Source organism: Saccharothrix isguenensis, assembly GCF_052936305.1.
In genome coordinates this window covers 3,192,098-3,213,935 of the sequence record NZ_CP193626.1, presented here as the reverse complement: position 1 = coordinate 3,213,935, position 21,838 = coordinate 3,192,098, and the positions used below count along the sequence as shown (strand labels likewise).

16 protein-coding genes and 1 pseudogene are annotated in these 21,838 nt (G+C 72.2%); 2 read left to right on the top strand and 15 right to left on the bottom strand.

Annotated features, from left to right (window positions below):
• Window positions 1-15: 15 nt before the first annotated feature.
• The 13 genes from ACRAKI_RS15130 to ACRAKI_RS15070 all read right to left on the bottom strand — a co-directional run bounded on the left by ACRAKI_RS15130 (window position 16) and on the right by ACRAKI_RS15070 (window position 18,658).
• A complete protein-coding gene (locus tag ACRAKI_RS15130) occupies window positions 16-1,410 on the bottom strand; it encodes an alkaline phosphatase family protein (protein WP_447007716.1) in 1,395 nt (464 codons plus the stop codon).
• Window positions 1,407-2,513 carry a metabolite traffic protein EboE gene (gene eboE, locus ACRAKI_RS15125; protein WP_447007715.1) on the bottom strand — a complete coding sequence of 369 codons (1,107 nt, stop codon included), beginning with the start codon at window positions 2,511-2,513 and terminating at the stop codon, window positions 1,407-1,409. The genes ACRAKI_RS15130 and eboE overlap by 4 nt, the downstream gene beginning before the upstream one ends.
• Complete coding sequence (locus tag ACRAKI_RS15120; RefSeq protein WP_447007714.1) at window positions 2,510-3,361, bottom strand: TatD family hydrolase; 852 nt, start codon at window positions 3,359-3,361, stop codon at window positions 2,510-2,512. The genes eboE and ACRAKI_RS15120 overlap by 4 nt, the downstream gene beginning before the upstream one ends.
• Entirely contained in the window at window positions 3,361-4,773 is a 1,413-nt protein-coding gene (locus ACRAKI_RS15115; protein ID WP_447007713.1) for an EboA domain-containing protein, read from the bottom strand. Before ACRAKI_RS15115 ends, ACRAKI_RS15120 begins: the two co-directional genes overlap by 1 nt.
• Window positions 4,770-5,624, bottom strand: a complete 855-nt coding sequence (locus ACRAKI_RS15110; protein ID WP_447007712.1) for an SCO3242 family prenyltransferase — start codon at window positions 5,622-5,624, stop codon at window positions 4,770-4,772. Before ACRAKI_RS15110 ends, ACRAKI_RS15115 begins: the two co-directional genes overlap by 4 nt.
• The gene (locus ACRAKI_RS15105) at window positions 5,621-6,778 is read right to left on the bottom strand and encodes an inositol-3-phosphate synthase (RefSeq protein ID WP_447007711.1); all 1,158 of its coding nucleotides are present in this window, start codon (window positions 6,776-6,778) and stop codon (window positions 5,621-5,623) included. The genes ACRAKI_RS15110 and ACRAKI_RS15105 overlap by 4 nt, the downstream gene beginning before the upstream one ends.
• Window positions 6,779-7,000: 222 nt before the next feature.
• Window positions 7,001-11,791, bottom strand: coding sequence for a ThuA domain-containing protein (locus ACRAKI_RS15100; RefSeq protein WP_447007710.1), 4,791 nt, complete (start codon window positions 11,789-11,791; stop codon window positions 7,001-7,003).
• 86 nt (window positions 11,792-11,877) lie between these two features.
• Window positions 11,878-12,735 (bottom strand): sugar phosphate isomerase/epimerase family protein, encoded by an 858-nt coding sequence (locus ACRAKI_RS15095; protein ID WP_447007709.1) that lies wholly within the window; start codon window positions 12,733-12,735, stop codon window positions 11,878-11,880.
• Window positions 12,736-12,803: 68 nt separating this feature from the next.
• A complete protein-coding gene (locus ACRAKI_RS15090; RefSeq protein WP_447007708.1) occupies window positions 12,804-13,985 on the bottom strand; it encodes a substrate-binding domain-containing protein in 1,182 nt (393 codons plus the stop codon).
• Entirely contained in the window at window positions 13,982-15,019 is a 1,038-nt protein-coding gene (locus ACRAKI_RS15085) for an ABC transporter permease (RefSeq protein ID WP_447007707.1), read from the bottom strand. The genes ACRAKI_RS15090 and ACRAKI_RS15085 overlap by 4 nt, the downstream gene beginning before the upstream one ends.
• A complete protein-coding gene (locus tag ACRAKI_RS15080) occupies window positions 15,016-16,008 on the bottom strand; it encodes an ABC transporter permease (RefSeq protein WP_447008426.1) in 993 nt (330 codons plus the stop codon). Before ACRAKI_RS15080 ends, ACRAKI_RS15085 begins: the two co-directional genes overlap by 4 nt.
• 17 nt (window positions 16,009-16,025) lie before the next feature.
• The gene (locus tag ACRAKI_RS15075) at window positions 16,026-17,528 is read right to left on the bottom strand and encodes a sugar ABC transporter ATP-binding protein (protein WP_447007706.1); all 1,503 of its coding nucleotides are present in this window, start codon (window positions 17,526-17,528) and stop codon (window positions 16,026-16,028) included.
• Window positions 17,525-18,658 (bottom strand): Gfo/Idh/MocA family protein, encoded by a 1,134-nt coding sequence (locus ACRAKI_RS15070; RefSeq protein WP_447007705.1) that lies wholly within the window; start codon window positions 18,656-18,658, stop codon window positions 17,525-17,527. The genes ACRAKI_RS15075 and ACRAKI_RS15070 overlap by 4 nt, the downstream gene beginning before the upstream one ends.
• Before the next feature lie 100 nt (window positions 18,659-18,758).
• Here ACRAKI_RS15070 and ACRAKI_RS15065 point away from each other — a divergent pair, with 100 nt between their 5' ends.
• Together ACRAKI_RS15065 and ACRAKI_RS15060 are read left to right on the top strand one after the other, a co-directional pair.
• Entirely contained in the window at window positions 18,759-19,937 is a 1,179-nt protein-coding gene (locus ACRAKI_RS15065; RefSeq protein ID WP_447007704.1) for an ROK family protein, read from the top strand.
• A 31-nt stretch (window positions 19,938-19,968) separates the two neighbouring features.
• On the top strand, window positions 19,969-20,997 hold the full coding sequence (locus ACRAKI_RS15060) for a family 2 encapsulin nanocompartment cargo protein polyprenyl transferase (RefSeq protein ID WP_447007703.1): 1,029 nt from the start codon (window positions 19,969-19,971) through the stop codon (window positions 20,995-20,997).
• A 64-nt stretch (window positions 20,998-21,061) separates the two neighbouring features.
• Here ACRAKI_RS15060 and ACRAKI_RS15055 read toward each other — a convergent pair.
• Window positions 21,062-21,355, bottom strand: a pseudogene (locus ACRAKI_RS15055) (ricin-type beta-trefoil lectin domain protein); the annotation flags it as partial.
• A gap of 95 nt (window positions 21,356-21,450) precedes the next feature.
• Entirely contained in the window at window positions 21,451-21,711 is a 261-nt protein-coding gene (locus ACRAKI_RS15050; protein WP_447007702.1) for a hypothetical protein, read from the bottom strand.
• Between the last annotated feature and the right edge of the window lie 127 nt (window positions 21,712-21,838).

Genomic DNA, 21,838 nt, shown 5'->3' with positions numbered 1-21,838 from the left:
CGCCCGGCAAACAGCTCAGCCGCCGTCTGTGAGCCCTTGCAGGTCGAGCAGGAGGTCACGGACGTCGGTGGCGGCGATCCGGCCGGTGCGTTCGACGGCGTCCGGAACCTTCGGGCTGGAGCACAGCAGCACCGGGCCGTCGTCGGCACGGTCGGGCAGCCTGCCGTGCGTGCCGAGGACGCAGGTCGGGTCGAGCGGCACCACGTTCATGGCGTACCGGAGGCCGAGCTTCTTGCGGGCCAGGTTCAGCCCGGCCTTGGCCTTGGCGAGCGGGTCGGCCGGGTCGAAGAACAGCTCGGCCGGGTCGTAGCCGGGTTTGCGGTGGATCTCGACGCCACGGGCGAAGTCGGGGGCTCGGTCGTCGTCGGTCCAGTAGTAGTAGGTGAACCACGCGTCCGGCTCGGCCACGGCGATCAGCTCGCCGGACCGCTCGTGGTCGAGCCCGAAGCCCGCCTGCGCCGAGCGGTCCAGCACGACGTCCACGCCGGGCAGTTCCGCGAGGACCGCCCTCGCCCGCGGCATGTCGGCGGGATCGGCGACGTAGACGTGGGCGACCTGGTGGTCGGCCACCGCGAAGGCGCGCGACGTCCACGGGTCCAGCAGTTCCATCCCGGCCTGCGTGTAGACCTCCAGCAGCCCGGCCCGGCGCAACGCCCGGTTGATGTCCACCGGCCTGCGGGCGTCCGTGATCCCGTACTCCGACAGGGCCACGACGGTCCCACCGGCCGCCTGCGCGTCGGCGAGCAGCGGGGCGAGGGCGGCGTCCACCTCGGTCGCCGCCTTCACCGCCTGCGGCGAGGACGGGCCGAAGCGCTGGAGGTCGTAGTCGAGGTGCGGGACGTAGACCAGCAGCAGGTCGGGCCGTTGTGCCGCGAGGACGCGCCGGGCCGCGCCGACGATCCACTCGCTGGACTTCAGCGCCGCCGTCGGCCCCCAGTACTGGAACAGCGGGAACGCGCCCAGCTCGGCCACCAGCTCGTCGTGCAGCGCGGGTGGGCGGACGTACGCGTCGGGCGACTTGCGGCCGTCGGCGTGGTAGATCGGGCGCGGTGTCACGGTCACGTCGGTGGACGCGCCCATCGCGTACCACCAGCAGACGTTCGCGGCGGTGTAGCCGGGGTGGGCGCGGCGGGCGGTCTCCCACACCTTCTCCCCCGCCACCAGCCGGTTGTGCTGGCGCCACAGGAACACCTCGCCCAGCTCGCGGAAGTACCAGCCGTTGCCGACGATGCCGTGGTCGGCCGGGGTGAGGCCGGTGAGCAGGGTGGACTGGACGCTGCACGTCACGGCGGGCAGCACGGTGCCCAGCTCGGCCCGCCAGCCCCGTTCGCCCAGCGCGCGCAGGTTGGGCATGTGCGGCAGCAGCGCCGGCGTCATGCCGACGACGTCGATGACGACGAGAGGGTTCACGGTGCGCCTCCGATGTGGTCGACGGCCCAGCGCAGCTCGGCGGCGATACCGGCCGCCAGGTCCTTGCTCGGGCCGGGCAGGACGGTCCACGTGTAGGTCTCGACCTCGACGTGCGGCATGGCGTCCGACGTGGCCCGGACCGCGTCGGCCGCCGCCAGCAGCACGTCCGTCGTGGACGTGAGCGGGGCGGCGGGCGAGGCGTGCAGCGGGACGTGGAAGTGCACCCGCCACGGGTCGGCGGCGGGCAGGTCGGTCAGCGCCTCGGGCAGGTCGTCGGCCGCGAGCACGCCGGTGGGCGTGTTCTCCCGGACCTGGTGCAGGTAGCGCGGCTCGACGAACGCGGAGATGGCGCGCCGGCCTTCCTCCGTGCCCGGCGACGCGACCTCCAGCGCCGCCGACGCCTGCACCTTGACCACCGACAGCCCGGCCTCCCGGATCGACTCCACCGCCGCGACCGGATCGGCGAACGACACGGCCAGGTGGCACGTGTCGAGGCAGATCCCGATGTGGTCGTGGTCGACCCGGTCGGCCAGCCAGCCGACCGCGTCGGCGACGGTGTCCAGCACGCACCCCGGCTCCGGCTCGACGGCCAGCTTGATCGGCCTGCCGTGCCGCCCGGCCTCGGCCCGCAGGCAACGCGCCAGCACGTCGAACGCGGCTTGGGCCCGCACGTCGTCGGCCCTGGTCCACGGCTCCCGCCAGGCCAGCGGCAACGTCGAGATGCTGCCGTAGGACGCGGAGTCGGGCAGCAGGTCGGCCAGCACGGTCGCGCAGGCCATCGTGTACGACAGGCGGCGCGGATCGGTCCACGTCGGCAGGTAGACGGAGTGCTTCACGACGTCCTGGTGGAACCCGCCGTACGGGAACGCGTTGAGCGTGCTCACCGTCAGCCCACGCGCCCGCAGCTCCGAGGCCAACCCACGCCGGGCCGCCACGTCCTCCGCGAGGCCGCGCGCGACCGGTTCGGCCAGCCACAGCCCGAGTCCGAGCGTGTCGACGCCCAGCTCCTCCCGCACGGGGACGGCGTAGCGGTCGAGCTGGTCGACGACGCCGGCCAGGTCCTCGGCGGGGTGGACGTTCGTGCAGTAGGCGATGGGCGTCACGGGCGTTCGCCCCTCAGCACGGAGTTCCCGGCGAACGTGGCCCCCGTTGGCGTGTCGTCCAGCATCAGCCGACCGCTCTGGCCGTAGAACTCCACGGGGTTGTGCCACAGCACCTTGTCCACGTCGGACTCGGCGAACCCGGCGGCGAGCATCGCCAGGCCGGTCTTGTGCGTCTTGAGCGGGTCGGACCGGCCCCAGTCGGCGGCGGAGTTCACCAGGACGCGTTCGGTGCCGTACTCGCGCAGGATCGCCACCATCCGGTCCTCGTCCATCTTGGTGTCGGGGTAGATGGAGAAGCCCATCCAGCAGCCGGAGTCGGCCACGGCGCGCACGGTCGTCTCGTTCAGGTGGTCCACGACCACCCGTCCGGGGGCCAGGCCGGATTCGCGGACGAGGTCGAGCGTCCGGGCCGTGCCCGCCGCCTTGTCCCGGTGCGGTGTGTGCACCAGCGCGGGCAGCCCGTGCCGCACGGCGAGTTCCAGCTGCCGGGCGAACGCGTCGTCCTCCTCCGGGGTCATCGAGTCGTAGCCGATCTCGCCGACCGCGACCACGCCGTCCTTGGCGAGGTAGCGCGGCAGCACGTCCAGCACCTCGGTGCAGCGCGGGTCGTTCGCCTCTTTGGGGTTGAGCGCGATGGTGCAGTGGTGGCGGATGCCGAACTGCGCCGCGCGGAACCTCTCCCAGCCGATCAGGGCGTCGAAGTAGTCGGTGAACGACCCTACGTTCGTGCGCGGCTGCCCCAGCCAGAACGCGGGCTCGACCAGCGCGCGCACACCGGCCTCGTGCATCGCCTCGTAGTCGTCCGTCGTCCGTGAGGTCATGTGGATGTGCGGGTCGAAGATGCGCATCAGCTCTCGCTCCTCAGCAGGTCGAACGCGTCATCGGGCACGGCACGGCCGGCGGCGCGGCGTTCGTCGGCGAACGCGCCGACCATCCGCCGCAGTTCCGCGTCCGCGCGCCGGTCGAGCCCGGCCACGGCGGTCAGCGGGACTCCCAGGAATAGGCACTTCAGCACGCCGTGCCGCCACGAGTGCGCGTCCAGGTGCTCGGCGGCGAACGGTCCGAGCGCCGCCGCCACGAGCCTGGTGTCGTTGCTGCGCAACGCGTCCTTGACCAACTCGACGCCGACCACCGGCGCCTTGTCCCCCACGGAGGCGAGGGCGCGCAGGACGCCACGTCGTTCGGCGTCGTCACCGTGGTGGTAGAGCGAGGTCAGCTCGGCGGCCAGCTCCTCGGGTCCGACCGCCGACGCGAGGGCGGCCAGCAGCTTGGTGCGGGCGACGTCGTCCACGGTCCCGTGGACGACTCCGAGCGGGTCGGACCCGCCCCGGACCGGCTTGCGGCCCACCTCCCGGCCGACAGCGGGGAAGAGCGCGCGGATCGACGTGGGATCGGCCAGCACCGCGCTTTCCGCCTCCGCGAGCCACCGCTTGGGCAACGCCGCGCGCAGCGCGCTCATGGCCCTGCGTGCCACGTCGGGCGCGGCGTGGCTGTGCCGGGGCAGCTCGACGGCGGCGAGCCCGGTGTAGCCGATCTCGTCCAGGGCGGCGAGCGTGGCGGACAGGTCGAGGTCGCCGTCGCCGAACTCCAGGTGCTCGTGGACGCCGGGCAGCATGTCGTCCAGCTGCACGTTGAGCAGCAGGTCGCCCGCGCGGCGGATGCAGTCGGCCGCGTCCTGCGGTTCGACCGCGACGCAGTGCCCCACGTCCAGGGTGATGCCGAGCAGGCCGGGCGAACCCAGTTCCTCCCGCAGCTCCAGCGCCTGGTCCAGGCGCTCCACGAGCATGCCCGGCTCCGGCTCCAGCGCCAGCGGGACGCCGTGCTGGACCGCGCCGTCCAGGGCCGCCGCGACGCCGGACCGCATCCGCTGCCACGCCTCGTCCTGGTCCACCCCGGCGGGCACGATCCCGGACCAGAACGAGACGCAGTCGGCGCCGAGGTCGGCCGCGATCCGCAGCGCCCGGAGCAGGAAGTCGACCCGGACCTCCTGCTCGTCGCTGACCAGCGTGGGGTGGTGCTTGCGGCGCGGGTCGAGCAGGTAGCGCGCCCCGGTCTCCACCACGACGCCCAGGCCGAGGCCGTCGAGCCGGGCCGCGACCTCGTCGACCCGCCGCGCGAGGTCCGGGGCGAACGGGTCGAGGTGGACGTGGTCGAGCGTGAGCGCCACACCGGTGTAGCCGAGGTCGGCGATCACCGCCAAGGCGTCGTCCAACCGGTGGTTGGCGAAGCCGTTCGTGCCGTACCCGAGGTGGAACGTCATGTCGGGCCCACCTTCCGGCTCAGCGCGCGGGCGAGGGGCAGCACGAGCGCGAGCCCGGCGGCGACGGCCGGTGACCCGCTCCGCGCGACGAGGGCGCTTTGCAGCGGGACCATGCCGTGGATCCCCGCCTTCGTGGCCGATCGGACGGTCCCCGCGCCGGGGTCGCGCACGGCGGCCAGCTGGGCACGGCCGACCGTGGCCGCGTACCCGGCCGCACCCGCGAGCACGCCCAGCCGGTGCCGCCAGGTCCGGACCGGGCGGGCGATCGTGGCCACCGTGGCCACGGCCGTGCCGCCCAGCACCGCTTTCGCCGCGTTGGGCGACGCGCCGTGCACCTCGCCACGGGACAACGCCGTCACGCCGAGGGTGTGCCCCGCCATGACCGCCGCTGCGGGCAGCGCCGCACGGGCCTGTGCACGGCCCGCTCCCATCAGCACGTCCAGCGCGCGGCACGCCGCCATGGCGAGCGGCCCGGCCTCGGTCTCCTTCAGGACGGTGTCGTAGGACCACACCGCCACGGCGAGCGGCGCGGCGACGGCCAACGAGTCACGGCCACCGGCCAACGCCGCCAGCCCGAGCCCCGTCGCGCTGAGCGCCACCGCGGTGGTCAGCGCGGCACGGGGGCTGATCCGACCGGACGGGATCGGGCGCTCCGGACGTTCGACGGCGTCGAGTTCCCGGTCCGACCAGTCGTTGAGCGCCATGCCCGACCAGTACAGCGCGACCGACGACAGCGGCAGCAGCAAACGCCTGCCGCGCAAGGGCGTGCCGGCCGCAGCGGCCCCGACGAGGGTGTCGCCGAGGACGGTCAGCGCGGCCGGTGCCCGGACGAGTTCCGCGTACGCCCTCACCCCAGCTCCCCCGCCCACCGGTACAGCTCACGGGTCTGCTCGGCGAAGCGGTGCTCGTCGCTGCCGAGCGGGTCCTTGAAGAAGAACGCGAGCGCGCCCAGCGCCCCCACCCGACCGGCGGCGTGCGCGGCGGCGACCAACCGGGCCAGGTCGAGCACCAGCGGCGCGGCCAGCGACGAGTCCAGCCCGGTCCACGTCAGCTGGAGCGACATGCGCGCGCCGAGGAACCCCTCGAACGACACGTGGTCCCAGGCCGTCTTCTGCTCGCCCAGGTCGGGCACGTTGTCGATGTGCAGCGGCGCGGTGACGCCGTCGCCGAGCAACGCCGCGAGCCCGCGCGCCTTCGACACGATCTTGCTGTCCGCGTGCGCCGGGTCCTCCAGCGTCGCGCCGTCACCACCGCCGAGCAGGTTGGTCCCCGACCAGGACCGCACCCGCAACGCCCGCGCGGTGAACATCGGCGCGAGCACCGTCCGCAGCAGCGTCTCGCCCGTCTTGCCGTCACGCCCCGCGTACGGCAGCCGTTCCCGTCGGGCGAGTTCGTCCAGCGCGGGCAAGGCGATGCCGGTGGACGGCGTGAAGTCCACGAACGGGCACCCCGCGCTCAGCGCCGCGTAGGCGGCCACCGAGCTGGGCGGCAGCACCGAACGCGCCGGGTCGGCCAGCGCTTGCTCCAACAACGCCAGGTCGTCGTGCTCGGGCGTGGCCGGGACCGGTGGTTCGGTCGAGGACACGTTGACCACGACGACGCGCGCCAGCCCGTGCCGCTCGCGGAAGTCGGTGATGTCGGCCGCCAACCGCCGGGCGGCGTCGGCCTGGCTGCCCCGGTGCGTGACCGGGTGGTAGCCCTCGCGGACCTCGTCGTCGGCCGCCCGCAACCCGGCCGCGACGGGACCGAGCAGGCGGTGCGGCAGCACGCCGCTGTCGGCCAGCTGCTCCGCCCGTTTGACCAAGCCCGTGTCGACCACGTCGTGCCCGCCGACGACCAGGTGGTTCCAGCCGGGCAGCGGCGCCCCGGCCAGTTCCGGTCGTTCGGTCACGCACCCCGTCGTCGGCGCCAAGCCCGCCCGCAGCGCCAGCAGCCCGCTGATCGCCGTGGTCGCGACCGATCCGCGTGCGCCGATCAACCACAGCCCGGTGGGTTCGTCCGCCATTGGCCACCCTCCTTCGCCTGCTCCACTCGAAGTCCGTCCAGGTCACCGGGTCGGTTCAGATCACCGAGGTCGGGCCGCCGAGCCGGCACCGGGACGTGGTGACGTCCCGGTGCCGGTCGGGTGGGCGCGAGCCGGCACTCGCGCCCACGCATGGTGGGTGGTGGCCGCCGCGGTCGATCCACGACGTTCGGCGACGGCCACCACGGTCGAACCCGTCCTCTGTCAGCCCGCCTGCCCGCGCACGGCCGCGATCACCACCTCCGCGTCGGCCACGAGCAGGTCGCGCACGGCCTGGTCGGTCACCTTGCGGGCGACCGCGTCGCGGAAGCCCTCCAGCTTCTGGACCGCCTTGTCCTGCTTGCCGTCGAACAACAGCCGGCGTGCCTCGTCCAGGTCGCGGTCCAGTCCTCGCGCGACGGACGACGTGATGCGCCGTTCCGCCGAGAACCGGTCGACCAAGGCCTGCAAGTCGGGCAGCGAGGTCGTGACGGTGAACGACACCACCAGGTCCCGCTTGTGGCCCGCCTTGTCCGTCGCGGTCAGCGCCAGCGTGTGCGCGCCGAGCGCGAGCGCGTGCATCGCGATGGTCGAGCCGGACGTCACCGGAGCGCCGTCGAGCGTGGCCGTGACCGAGCCGACCCCGGACGCGGCGTCCTCGCCCTGCCAGGTGACCACCTTGTCCTCGGAGTGGCCGTAGCTCACGCCGTCGTACAGCCCGGCGAGCTTGACCGCGGGCGCGGTCGCGTCGACCTTGACCTCGATCGAACCGGGTGCGGAGGTGTTGCCCCGCACGTCGGTCGCCCGGTACTCCACCGCGTGGACGCCGTCACCCGTCACCGGGAACGGTGCGGTGTAGGGCTTCCAGTCGCCGCCGTCGATCCGGTACTCGCTGCCGGCCACGCCGGAACCGGCGTCCACCGCGTGGACCGCCACGGTCGGCACCGTGGTCCACCAGCCGTCCGCGCCGTTCGGCTCGGCCGGGTCGACGGTCGCCGTGACCTCGGGCGCGGTGGTGTCCACGGACACCCGGAACCAGTCGAAGTCGACCGTCACCGGGCCCATGGTCTGCGACGGGCCGATCGCCATCAGGCCGAACTTGGCGTTCGGCACGTCGTTCGTCACCGGAGCGCCCATCGACGTCCACGTGGTGCCGCCGTCGCTGATCTCGCCGCTGTAGGTGTTGCCCTCCTTCTTCAAGCGGAGGTGCCACCACCCGCTCTCCGGTGTGCCGATCGTGATGCCCCGGTTGCCGCCGTCGCCGAACGAGCCGTTGTTCTCGGAGACCAGCTCCGCGCCCAACGTCACGGCCTGACCCGGCGCGTTGCGCGCGACGACGTCGAACTTCACGTAGTCGTCGTCGTTGGCGTACACCATGAAGCCGGCGAGCTGCCACTGCTCGACCACCGGCGCGGCCAGCCTCGTCTCCACCGTCCAGTCACCCGCGGGTGCGTTCTGGAGGACGAAGTTGCGCGGGTCGTCGTTGTTGCCACCGTTGATGTCACCGGGCAGGGTGTCGATGCTCAGCACACCGCCGCCCATCCGCATCGAGCCCAGGTCCGGTCGGACGATGGCGTTCCAGCGGCACCCGTCGAGCCGGTCACCGTCGAACTCGTCGCTCGGCGCGATGGCCGGGTTCGGGGTGTCGCAGGTGACGGGCGGCATCGGCGGGTCGCGGACGATCACCGGGGTGGAGACCTTCTTGGTCCGCCCGGCGGCGTCGGTGACCGTCACGGACGCGTAGTACGCGCCGTCCGCGGCGTAGGTGTGCTCCACCGTGGCGCCGGACGCCGAAGTGCCGTCACCGAGGTCCCACGCGTAGGTGAACGGCGCGTCGTTCTCCGCGTCGGTCACCGTCGCGGTGAACTTGGTGGTGAACGGCGCGGTGCCGGTCGCCGGGTCCGCCGTGACGACCACGTGCGGCGCGGCGTTGACCGACACGCCCTTGCCGATGAACGTGAACGAGTCGAGCGTGAACTGGTTGGCCGGGCCGCGGAACACCGCGACCAGCTTCATCGTGCCACCGGGGTCGACGACCGCCACGTCGGGCGCGGTCGCGTACCGGGTGATGCCGCCCGTCCCGGGCACCGGGATGGTGGCGACCAGGTCGCCGGTCGGTGAGTCCTTGCGCAGTTCGATCGACCCGCCCGCGGACGCGGACGCCACCCGTGCGGTGACGCGGTCGATCCGGTGCAGGTTCACCGGGTGGAAGGCGATCCAGTCGCCGTCGCCGATGTCCCCGACCCGCTTGCCCGACTCGGCGGCGGCGTCGTTGCCGACCAGGACGCCCGAGGACTCCTGGTGGAACTCGGCCTGCTTGTGCTTGGGCTGGATCACCGCGAGGTCGCGGCCGACCAGCGGCGGCAGGTCACCGGCGCCGCCGTCGGTGTAGGACGCGTCCACGGAGTAGAAGATGTCTGCGTCGGCGTGGCCTTCGTCCACCAGCGTGGTGAACTCGCCCTCGCACGCGTTGATCTGGTCGATCGGGTGCGCGTGCGCCTCGTGGCCGAGGGCCGGCTGGAGGACCGCCTTGGCGCAGTCCGGCTGACCGTCCTCCGGGTCGGTGATGTCCAGGTCGAACGCGACCGTGTCACCGAAGTCGAAGAACCCGCCGTCGACCGGGGACGTCATGGTCACCGACGGCGCCGTGTTGCCGACCGTCACCTCGACGTTGGTTACACCGCTCTTGCCCGACGGGTCGGTCACGGTGAGCTGGGCGTTGTAGACGCCGTTGGCGGTGTAGGTGTGGGTGGGCTCGGTCTCGGTGGACGTGCCGCCGTCGCCGAACGTCCACGCGTAGGTCAGCGCGGCGCCTTCGGGGTCGTCCGACCCCGCGCCGGAGAACGTGACCGGCAGCGGCGCCTGCCCCGAGGACGGGGTGGCCGTCGCCTTCGCGGTCGGCCGCCGGTTGCCCTGCGTGTAGTCGATGCGGTAGATGCCGGAGTCCGGGTTGTCCCGGCCGTAGCCACCGCCCCACTCCACGAGGTACATGGCGCCGTCCGGACCGAACTTCATGTCCATCGGGGCCAGCGGCGCGGCGCTCTTGAGCCATTCGTTGATCTTGAGCAGGCCGCCCTGGTCGTCCTGGGAGAACGTCCAGAACTTGTTGCGCGTCCAGTCGTAGAAGAACGGCTTCCCGTCGTAGTACTCGGGGAACTTGGTGTCCGACTCCAGGTTCGGGTCGAACTCGTAGCGCGGCCCGGCCATCGGGGCCTCGCCACCGGTGCCCATCTCGGGGAAGTCGTCGCCCTCGGCGCCGTTGCCGTACCACACGTCGGCGGCCTTGGCGGCGGGCAGCGTGGTGAGGCCGGTGTTGTTCGGCGAGTCGTTGACCAGGTTGCCGCAGTCGAACTTCGCCTTGGACGTGTTCGTCGCGAAGTCGAAGTCGTTGAACGGCGTGTTGTCGCCCACGCAGTACGGCCAGCCGTAGTTGCCGGGCTCCTTGATCACGTTCCACTCGACCAGCCCACCGGGGCCGCGCGACGGGTTGTCCCCGCCCGCGTCCGGTCCGTAGTCGGCCATGTAGACCGTGCCGTCGGAGGCGACGTTGAAGCGGAACGGGTTGCGGAAGCCCATGGCGTAGATCTCGGGCCTGGTCTTCTCCGTGCCCGGCGCGAACATGTTGCCCGCCGGGACGGTGTAGGTGCCGTCCGGCTCCGGGTGCACGCGCAGGATCTTGCCGCGCAGGTCGTTCGTGTTCGCCGAGGTCTTCTGCGCGTCGAACAGGTCACGGCCGGGCCGCTCGTCGACCGGGGCGTACCCGCTGGACTGGAACGGGTTGGTGTCGTCGCCGACGCCGATGTACAGGTTGCCGTTCGGGCCGAACTCCAGGTACCCGCCGGTGTGGCCGGGCTCCTCGCGGCGCGACGCCGGGATCTCCAGCAGGACCTTCTCGCTGTCCGGCCGGATGACGGCGCCCTCGACGGTGAACCGCGAGACCCGGTTGACCTCGGCCAGGCCCGGCGGTGAGTAGTACACGTACAGGTGCTTGCTGGTGGCGAAGTCCGGCGCCAGCGCCAGCGACACCAGGCCGTCCTCGCCGCCGCTGTAGACGGGCAGCGACAGCGCCGTGGAGGTGGCGCCGGTGGCCGGGTCGTGCACGCGGATCTCACCGAGCAGCTCGGTGTAGAACACGCGGCCGTCCGGTGCGACGTCCAGCGTCGTCGGCGCGTGGGTGCCGTCGTCGAGCGTCACCTTCTCGAAGTTGGCGTCGACGGTGGCGCCGCAGTCCGACGGCACGACGCCGGCGGCGGTCCGGATGCCGCCCAGCACGTGCGCGACGAAGTTCGGCTCGGTGTAGTCGGCGGCGTTGTGGCCCATGGCGGTCGCCCAGACCCGGCCGCCCTCGGCGTCACGGCACCACGAGATCGGGTGGTCGTGGCCCATGGCCTCGTGGCCCGGGTCGTAGGTCTTCTCGTCCACCTCGACCAGCGGGTGGACCTTGCCGCGCATGCTCGGCTTGAAGTTGTACCACTCCTCGACCTTCTGCCAGCGGTCCGGCAGGTGCTTGGTCGACTCGTGCACCTCGTCCACCTGGTAGGAGGTGGCGGAGAGGCCGTTGGCGGAGTGCGCGGTCATGTGCGCGCCGCCGTTGACGAAGTCGTCCCACCAAGGGAACGACGACTCGATGTTCATGTCCGTCGCGTTGTGCACGGCGACGATGCCGCCACCGTTGTTGACGTACTTCCGCACGGCGGCGCGCTGGGCGTCGGTGTCCCAGACCATGCCGCCGTTCTGGAGCATGATCACGACGTCGAACCCGGCCAGGGTCTCGTCGGTGAACAGGCCGGCGTCCTCGGTGTGCACGACCTCGAAGTGGTTGTCCGCGGCGAGCTTCTCCACCATGGCGACGCCGGCCGGGATCGAGTCGTGCCGGAAGGCGCCGGCGGCGGTCTTGGTGAACAGCAGGGCGCGGAACTCGGCCGGCGCCTCGTGGCCGGGGTGGGCCGCGGCGCTCGCCGGGGCCAGGCCGACCACGATGAGCATGGCCAGCACGAGGGTCAGAACTGTGCGCAAGCGGACTACAGGGGTTCTCACGATCCTCCACACACTTTCGGTTCCGCCCGGCGTGCCGGCGCCGGTGAGTCGGGGGGACACGCGGGTCAGGCGGTGGCTACCACCTCCCGGAGGAAATGCAGCCCGTCGACGGCGAGCGCGTCCTGGGACGACGCCAGCGGGCGCCAGATGGACGCGGCGGTCGCGATGGTCGCGTTGTCACCGGTGAACGACTCGATGCACAGCGGCCCGGTGTAGTCCGCCTCCGCGATCGCGGCGACGATGTCGGACCAGTCGAGGTTGTCGTCGCCCGGGGTGCCGCGGTCGTTGGCGCACACCTGGACGTGCGCGATCCGGCCCTTGGCCGACCGGATCGCGTCGCCGACGTGCTTCTCCTCGATGTTCTGGTGGTAGACGTCGACCGCGACGCCGCAGCCGTCCGCGGGCAGGCCCTCCAGGGCGGCGAGGGTCTGCCCGATGGTGTTGAGGAGGCTGGTCTCGTAGCGGTTGAGGGGTTCCACCGCGACCCGCACGCCGGACGCGCGGGCGTGCTCGACGACGGGCGCGAGGTTGTCGCGCAGCTCGGCGCAGGCGTCGGAACGCTCGCGGTCCGACATGCGCCACGTGCGGCCGACCGAGGCGTAGGCGGGGCCGGCGATGACCGGCGACCCCACCTCCGCCGCGATGTCCACGACCCGCCGCAGGTAGTCCTGGGTGGCGGCGACGGTCGCGGCGGCGGCCGCGACCAGCTCCCGGCCCGGTGGCATCACCAGGCAGACGGTCGCGGCGAGGCCGTGGTCGGAGAGCACCCGTGCCGCCCGTGCGGGGTCCCAGTCGCCGACCTGCTCCACCGGGAGTTCGAGCACGTCGAACCCCCATCCGGCGGTCCGCGTGGCCAGCTCGGCCAGCGTCTCGTCGCGCAGCGGTGACGTCCAGACCCACGTGTTCACACCGATGGCGTGCACGGGTGCCTCCGTTTCCGGTGAAATCCGACTCGGCAGGGTTCCGATTCGATCCTGGTGGGGCTGCTACGTCACTTCCAGGGCGCGGGGTAGCCCGGCATCCCCTCGCACCCGCACATCGCGTAGTGCAGCGGCGGCATGTCTTCCTTGAGGAAGCTCTGCAGCGTGTCCTCGGTGACCTTCGGCTGCGGGAGCACCCACTCCTCGGGCACCTGCTGACCGTTGAGGATCTTCAGCGCGGCGATGATCGGCGTGCGCCACTGGTACGTCGGGTAGGTCGGCGCGACGGCGGTCATCTTCTCGTCGGCCCACATCCGCAGGAAGTCCTGCTGGTCCTCGCCGACGAACGCCGGGATCGGCACGCCCGCGTCCTGGAACGCCTCGATCGCTGCGACGGCCGTCGCGCCCGCGTCCATCCACACGCCGTCGATCTGGCCCTCGCGCTGGATGAAGTCGTTGACGATGCTCTTGGTCTTGGCCGCGTCACCGTCGGTGAACTCGACGCCGACGACCTTCAGGTCGCTGCCGGAGAAGATCTCGTTGGCCGCGGCCCACCGCTGCTCCAGCACGTCGACGCCGGGGAGGATGCGCAGGGCGAGGACCTTGCCGCCCGGCTCCACCTTCTCCTTCAGGAACTCCGCGCCGTCCGCGCCGAACGCGAACCCGCCGATCGGGTGGATGAACGTGACGGGGCACGTCGAGTTGACCCCGCGGTCGAACACGATCACCGGCACGTCGGTCTTGCAGGCGGCCTCGATGGCGGGCGTCAGGGTGGCCGTCGTGTTCGGGGACACGATCAGCACGCTGCAACCCTGTGAGGAGAACGACTGGATGTCGCTGATCTGCTTGTCGTCCTTGGCCTCCGCGTCGAGCACGGTGAACTTCGTGATCTCCGGGTGCAGCTTCACCTCCTCCTTCATCGTGGTGAAGCCGACCTGCCGCCACGGGTTGTTCACCGCCGCGTTCGAGAAGCAGACGTGGTAGTCACCGCCCGGCTTGGCGAACTTCGCCGTGTCGACCAGCTCGGGGGAGATCATCTGCTCCCACGGCTTGTCGGCCGGACCTTCGGCCGCGACCGTCCGGGACTTCAGCTGGCGCTCGTACTCCGCGCTGTTGAAGAACTCGGACTTCGCGCCTGCGGGGTTGGACGTGCCCGTCGAGCCGGGCGTGCCGCTGTCGGCGGGCAGGTCGCTGCTGCAACCGGCCATGGCGAGCGCGCCCGCGACGGCCACGACGGACCACTTCCTGTTCATCGGATCTCCTTGTGCGGCGGTGGGGTGTTACGAGTGGAGGGCTCGGCGGCGGCGGTGCCCGGCCGGAATCCGAGCCGGAGGTTCGCGCCGAGGGAGGCGTAGGCCACCGCGGCGATGATGATCACGCCCTGCACGGCGGACTCCAGGGCGCCGGAGACGCCGAGCAGGTTCAGCAGGGAGAAGAGGGCTTCCAGGGTCAACGCACCGGCCGCCGCGGCGATGACGGAGCCACGTCCGCCGCCGAGCAGGACGCCGCCCAGCACCACGGCGGTGATGGCCCGGAACTCCAGGCCCTCGCCCACCTGGGCCGACACGCCCGCGAACCCGCCGAGCAGGATCGCGGCCACCGCGGCCAGGAGACCGGACAGCACGAACGCCAGCACCTTCAGGCGCACGACCCGTCCACCGGCCAGGCGCACCGCCTCCTGGTTGTCCCCCACCGCCACCAGCGTGCGGCCCGTGCCGCTGCGCATGAAGTAGGCGGCGGCGACGAGGACGACGAGGAGGACGACCACCGACCACGGCAGGTGCCCGAGCACCGGCAGGTCGACCCCGCCGCGGCCGAACACGCGGAACGACGGCGACAGGGCGCCGCGGGGAGCGCCGCCGGTCCACAGGAACACCGCGCCGTCGAGCACGAGGAGCATGCCGAGGGTCACGATGAACGACGGCACCAGCAGCTTGGTCGTGATCAGCCCGTTGACGAGGCCGACCAGCAGGCCGAAGGCCAGCAGCAGCGGGATCACCCAGATCGTCGCCGACTCCTGTCCGTCGATCAGCCTGGCGGCGATCACCACCTCGGCCGTGACCAGCGACCCGACCGACAGGTCGAAACCGCCGGAGACGATGACGAAGTACTGGCCGATCGCGAGGATCACCAACGGCGCCGCGCGCTTGAGCAGCGCCAGGTAGCCGGTCGGTTCCGAGTAGGCCGGGCCGACGAAGGCGAGTGCGACGAGGAGCACCGCCAGCACGGCCAGCACCGGCGCGGTGCCGTCCGCCAATCGGGGACGCCACGTGGTGGGCGCGTTCACCCGGACCTCCTGGAGAGCTGACGGCGGGCGTAGAGCGCCACCGCGACGACGAGGACGATGCCGCGCACCACGTCCTTGAAGAACGGGTCGACCGCGAGGTCGTCGAAGATGGTGTCCAGGGTGGCCAGGATGAGGACGCCGCCGATGGTGCCGACGACACCGCCGCGGCCGCCGGCCAGCGCCGTTCCGCCGAGCACGACGGCGGCGATGGACTCCAGGTCGTAGCCGGCGTCCGTGCCGACGTACGGCGCGCCCGACCCGAGCCTGCTGGCCAGGAACACCCCGGCGAGACCGGCGGCGACCGCGCACAGGACGTGGGCCGTGACGATGGTGCGGCCGGTGCGCACGCCGGACAGCCTGGCCACGTCGATGTCACCGCCGACCGCGTACATGTGGTAGCCGCCGCGGGTCCGCCGCAGGTACCACCAGGCCGCGCCGGCGACCGCGAGCATGAGCAGCACGCCGACCGGGACCGGGCCGAAGCGGTCGAACCCGAGGTGCTGGAACGCGCGCGGCACGTCGCCGGCCGGTCCGGTGTAGTTCTCCTCCAGGTAGCCCCGCAGGATCAGCGCCACGCCGAGGGTCGCGATGAACGCGTTGACCTTCAGCACGGTGACGACCAGGCCGTTCACCAGGCCGACGAGGGCGGCGACACCGAGCGCCAGCAGCACGCCGGGCACCATCATGCCGTCGCTGCCGGCCATGGTCTCGGCCGCGACCAGCGAGCACAGCCCGACCAGGTAGGCCACCGACAGGTCGAGCGACCCGTTGATGATCACGATGGTCTGGCCGACCGCGACCAGCCCCAGCACGGTGCTGCGGGTCAGGATGTTGAGGATGCCGCCCTGGTCGAGCAGGACGCCGCCCTGGATCCCGACCAGGACGCTCCCGACGACCAGCAGCACCACCAGGGCGAGGTAGACGGTCACGGTCGGGGTGAGGCTGAATCGCCGGGCGCCACCCCTGGCGGCCCCCCGGGGCACCTCGATCTTCTCCTGCACGACGCTCACGCCACTTCTCCGATTCCGTGCCCGGTGGCGAGCCCCATGACGGCCTCCTCACTGGCGCCCGCGGGAAGTTCACCCGCGACGGCGCCCTCGTGGACGACCAGGATCCGATCGCTCATGCCGATCAGCTCCGGCAGTTCGGACGAGATCATCAGCACCGCGACGCCCTTCCGGGCCAGGTCGCGCAGCAGCCGGTGGACGGCCTGCTTCGCACCGACGTCGATGCCGCGGGTCGGCTCGTCCACGATGAGCACGCGCGGCCCCACGGCCAGCCACTTGGCCAGCACGACCTTCTGCTGGTTGCCGCCGGACAGGTACCGCACCTCCTGGTGCTCGCCCCGCGCGACGATCTCCACCGACTTCAGCAACGCGCCGAGGTCGGACTTCTCGCGCCCGGCGCCGCCCGGCAACGCCGCCCGCCGGACCAGCAGCGCGTTGTCCCGGATGGACTGACGCAGTGCCAGGCCCTCGCTCTTGCGGTCCTCGGTGACGAACCCGATGCCGAGGCGCACGGCGGCGCGCGGGCCGGTGATCCGCCGCACCACGCCGTCCAGCTCCAGCGTGCCGGTCGTGAACGGCTCGGTGCCCCAGATCGCACGGGCGATCGCGGACCGTCCCGAGCCCTGCAGCCCGGCGATGCCGACGATCTCCCCGGACCGCAGCTCCAACGTCACCCCTCGGACCCGCTCGTTGCCCGCGCCGCGCAAGGCCAACCTGACCTCGCCGAGGTCTTCCGGGGCCGCGCGGTCCGGGTAGAGCGCGTCCAGCGAACGCCCCACCATGTGCCGGACGAGCTGGTCGGAGGTCATCTCGGCGGTCAGGGCGCAGGTGACGAACGCGCCGTCCTTGAGCACGGTGATCCGCTTGCTGAGGTCGAACACCTCGCGCATCCGGTGCGAGACGTAGAGGATCGCGATCCCCCGCTTGCTCAGCCGGTCGACCAGGTCGTACAGCAGTTCCACTTCCTGGTCGGCCAGCGCGGCCGTCGGCTCGTCCATCGCCAGCACCTTGGCGTCGGTGGACAGGGCCTTGACGATCTCCACGACCTGCTTCCGCGCGACCGACAGCCGGCTGATCGGCGCGGCCGGATCGATCCCCTCCTCGCCGAGCCAGTCGAGGAGCTTCCGGGTGTCCTCCTCCATCTTGCGGCGGTCCACCCGCCCCCGGCGGACCGGTTCGCGGCCCAGGTAGACGTTCTCCGCGACCGTGCGGTGCTCCAGGAGGTTGAACTCCTGGTGGATGATCGCGATGCCCGCTTCCTGGGCCTCGCGCGGCGTGGTGAAGGCGACCGCCTCGCCGTTGACCTCGATCCGGCCGGAGTCCGGCCGGTGCACGCCCGCCAGCACCTTGAGCAGCGTCGACTTGCCCGCGCCGTTCTCGCCCATCAGCGCGTGCACCTCGCCCGCGCGCAGTTCGAGGTCGACACCGCGCAGCACCGGCACCCCGAGGAAGCTCTTGGTGATGCCGGTGAGCCGGACGACGACGTCCTGGTCGGCACTCATCCGGCCACCTCTGTCCACTCCCCGGCGGACGCGGCGGACAGCAGGACCGCCTCGGTGATCCGGGTCGCGCGCAGGCCGTCCACGAAGGTCGGCAGGCCGTCCGGCCGGACATCCCCCCGCACGGCGTCGTAGGTGTCGGCGACGAAGGCGTCGAAGCAGTCCTGGTAGCCCTGCGCGTGCCCGGCGGGCAGCCGCGCGTACCTGGCCGCCGAGGCGGAGAGGGTGGACGGGTCGCGCAACAGCACCCGGTTGCCGTCCCGGCGGCCCACCCACAGCCGCTCCGGGTCCTCCTGGTCGAAGGCGAAGCTGGACTCGGTGCCGGAGACCTCCAGGTGCAGCCGGTTCTTCCGGCCGGCGGCGACCTGCGAGACCACCAGCGTGCCGAGGACTCCGGCGGCGGTGGTGAACTGGACGACGGCGGCGTCCTCGGTCGGGGTGACCGAGGCTCGCGGTCGGGCCTGCACGGTGGCGGTCTGGGCGGACAGGCGGTGGATCCGGTCGCCGGTGACGAACTCGAACAGGTCGCACCAGTGCGAGCCGATGTCCGCGAACGCCCGGGACGGCCCGCCCAGGGCCGAGTCGACCCGCCAGTCGTCGTCGTTCGGCCCGGCCAGCCAGTCCTGGAGGTACCCGCCGGTCACGGTGGAGACCACGCCCGCCTCCCCGGACGCCAGCCTCGCCCGCAGCTCGCGGACCATCGGGTGGAACCGGTAGACGAACGGGACGGTGCCCACGCGGCCGGTGGTGAGCGCCGCGGCGGTCAGGGCGTCGGCCTGCACCGCGCTGACGGCCAGCGGCTTCTCGCAGATGACGTGCGCACCCGCGGCCAGCGCCGCCTCGACCGCTTCCGCGTGCCGGGCGTTCGGCGTGCACACGTGCACCACGTCGGCCCCCGCTTCGGCCAGCAGCGCGTCGAGGTCGGGGTACCCGCGCTCGGCGCCGACGGTCCGCGCGGCGTGGCCGGCGGCTTCCGGGGTGCTCGCCACGGCGGCGACCACCGCGGCCCCGGCACGCCGGGCCGCCTCGGCGTGCACACGGCCCATGAACCCAGCACCCACCACGGCGACCCGCAGTGTCCGAGGCTCGGTACGACCGCTCTCGGCCGTTTGAGTTAGGTGGGTCACAGTCATGCGGCGAACGGTAAGGGGGCTAATGGCGGATGTCAACCAAAAGTCGGCAATGTTTCGCCGAGTCGCGCCGGATGGGCGCGCTCTCTGGTTCAATTGAAGGGTGAAAGAAGACGTTCCCTCCGTCGGCGCCGCGTCTCCAGGAGAGCTGCTGCGGCTCCTGCGCGACGGTGTGCCCCGCACCCGCTCCGAACTCACCACGGTCACCGGCCTGGCACGGTCGACCGTGCGGGCCAGGTTGGACGCGCTCCTGGACGCGGGTCTCGTCAGCGACGGGGGCAGCGAGGCGTCGACCGGCGGCCGACCGGCCGGGCGGTTCGTGTTCAACGCCCGTGCGCGGGTCGTGCTCGCCGCCGAGGTCGGCGCGACGCACGCCACCATCGCGGTGACCGACCTGACCAGCGCGCCGCTGGCCGTCCACCGGCTCGATCAGGACATCGCCGAAGGCCCGGAGGTGGTCCTGCCCCGGCTCATCGCGGCCTGGCGGGCGCTGCTCGCCGAGAACGGCCTCGAATCGACGCGCGTGGCGGGCGTCGGCATCGGCCTGCCCGGCCCGGTCGAGCACTCCACCGGCCGGCCGAACAACCCGCCGATCATGCCCGGGTGGGACGGCTACGACGTGCCCGGCCTGATCAGCGCCGAACTCGGCGTGCCGGTGCTGGTGGACAACGAGGTCAACCTGATGGCCCTGGGCGAGCACACCACGTCGTTCCCGGAGGCCGAGCACCTCATCGTGATCAAGGTGGCGACCGGCATAGGCGCAGGCTTCATCAGCAACGGCCTGCTGCACCGCGGCGCGGTGGGCGCGGCCGGCGACCTCGGGCACATCCTCGCGCCGCACGCCGGCGACGTGCCGTGCCGCTGCGGCAACACCGGGTGCCTGGAGGCCGTCGCCAGCGGTTCCGCGATCGCGGCGGCCTTGCGCGCCAAGGGGGTCGAGGCGTACACCAGTTCCGACGTGGTCGCACTGGTCCGGGCGGGCAACCTCGAAGCGGGCCAGGCGGTGCGGCAGGCCGGCCGCAACATCGGCGAGGTCCTCGCCGCGTGCGTGAGCATGTTCAACCCGTCGCTGATCGTCGTGGGCGGCACCGTCGCACTCGCCGGCGAGATGCTGCTGGCCGGTGTGCGGGAGGCGATCTACCGCCGCTCCCTGCCGCTGGCCACCGGTAACCTGCGGATCGTGCCGTCCCAGGCGGGTGACGACGCCGGCGTCCTGGGCGCGGCGGCGATGGTGGTCCAGCACGTCCTCTCGCCGGCCGTCGTGGACCGACAACTCGCCTGACCGCCCGATCGACCGACCGACGAGGAGGCGCGTGGTGCCATCGGAAGCCGCAGCACGTGCCCGGCCGGTGCGCGACGTGGTGGCGTGGGGTCGCGGGATGGTGGAGCCGGCCCTCCGCGCCTCGGTCGACGGTCTGCCCGCCTCGATGCGACACGTCGCCGGGTACCACCTGGGGTGGTGGGACGAGCACGGCGACCAGACGAACTCGCCCGGCGGCAAGGCGATCCGGCCGGTGCTGGCGCTGCTCGCGGCCGAGGCGGTCGGCGGATCCGCGATCGACGCCGTCCCCGCCGCCGCGGCGGTGGAGCTGGTGCACAACTTCTCGCTGCTGCACGACGACGTGCTCGACCGCGACCTGACCCGCCGCCACCGACCGACGGCGTGGCACGTCTTCGGCGTGCACTCGGCGATCCTGGGCGGGGACGCCATGCTGGCGTCGGCCTTCGACGTGCTCGCCGCGAGCGACCACCGGGCCGCGTTGACCGGCGTGCGGATGCTCAACGCCTCGGTGATGGACCTGGTCGACGGTGAGCACGCCGACGTCGCCTTCGAAGCCAGGCACGACATCGACCTGGCCGAGTGCGTGGCGATGGTGGAGCGCAAGACCGCCGGTCTCCTCGCCAACGCCTGCGGCCTGGGCGCCCTCTTCGGCGGCGCCGGACCGGCAGAAGTGGCCGGGCTGCGTGACTTCGGCCTGCGAATGGGTGTGGCGTTCCAACACGTCGACGACCTGCTGGGGATCTGGGGCGACCCGGTCGTGACCGGGAAACCGGTGCACGGGGACCTCCACGCCCGCAAGAAGTCGCTGCCCGTGGTCGCCGCCCTGACGTCCGGCACACCGGCCGGTCGGGAACTCGCGGTGCTGTACCAGGAGACGACCGCCGAACCGGCCCGCATGGCGGACCTGGTGGAGGCGGCCGGAGGTCGGGCGTGGAGCGAGGAGCAGGCGGACCTGCTCCTCGCCGATGCCCTGCGCCACCTGGACTCGGTCGACCTCGCGCCACGCCCGGCCGCGGAACTCGCCGCCCTGGCCAGGACGATCGTCCACCGCGACCACTGAACGCCCCGGTCTCCGGCCGGCTGAACGCGGGCCGGGTGAACGGCCGGCTGAACTGCGTGCCGTCTGCCGAGCCGGCCCCCGTGGCGTCCAGGCACTTGCCGCCGTTGCGGAACGTGCCGTCGGACTGCACGGACCAGTTCTGCGCGCCGGACCCGTCGCACGTCCACAGCTGGACGATCGTGCCGTCCGACGTGCTGCCGCCGTTCACGTCCAGGCACTTGCCCAGCGACCGCACCGTCCCGCCGCTGACCGCCCACTTCTGGTTCAGCTGTCCGTTGCAGGTCGGGAGTAGGTGTCCAACGGTCGGTCGACTGACGAAGGAACGCGGCGCCGGTACCGCGCAGGGTGATCGCAGCAAACGCGATCCGGGTCATATGAATGCACCAAGGCAGAAGTTGCCCTGGATTGCGGCATCTTTGTCTGACTTATGATCATATACCGTCAAAAGAATGGTCAAACCGCCTTTTCTGGCCGGTAGCCGGAGCACCGCCAGGAGGGTGCCCGCCAGCATGACCACCGCGCCCACCGCTTGAGGCGAGAGAACGACTCGCCGAGGACGAGCGCGCCGCCGCCGAACCGCAGGGCGGCGGCCACCTGGTGCGGCAGTTCGCCGACCACGGTCTTGGAACTGGCCAACGCGCTGCCGGACACCGCCATCGTGACCAGCAGGTGCACGTACGGCGTCACGCCGTGATCCCGCGCATCGTCGTTCATCGCGCCCGCGAGTCCTACCGCGCCCGTGCGGCCAGTCCATGAAGGACTGTGCGGCTATCCGACGTGCGCGCACCGGCCCGGCCTACGGGTCTGGAGTCAGCCGGCCAGGTGCGCGAGCGAGGACGTA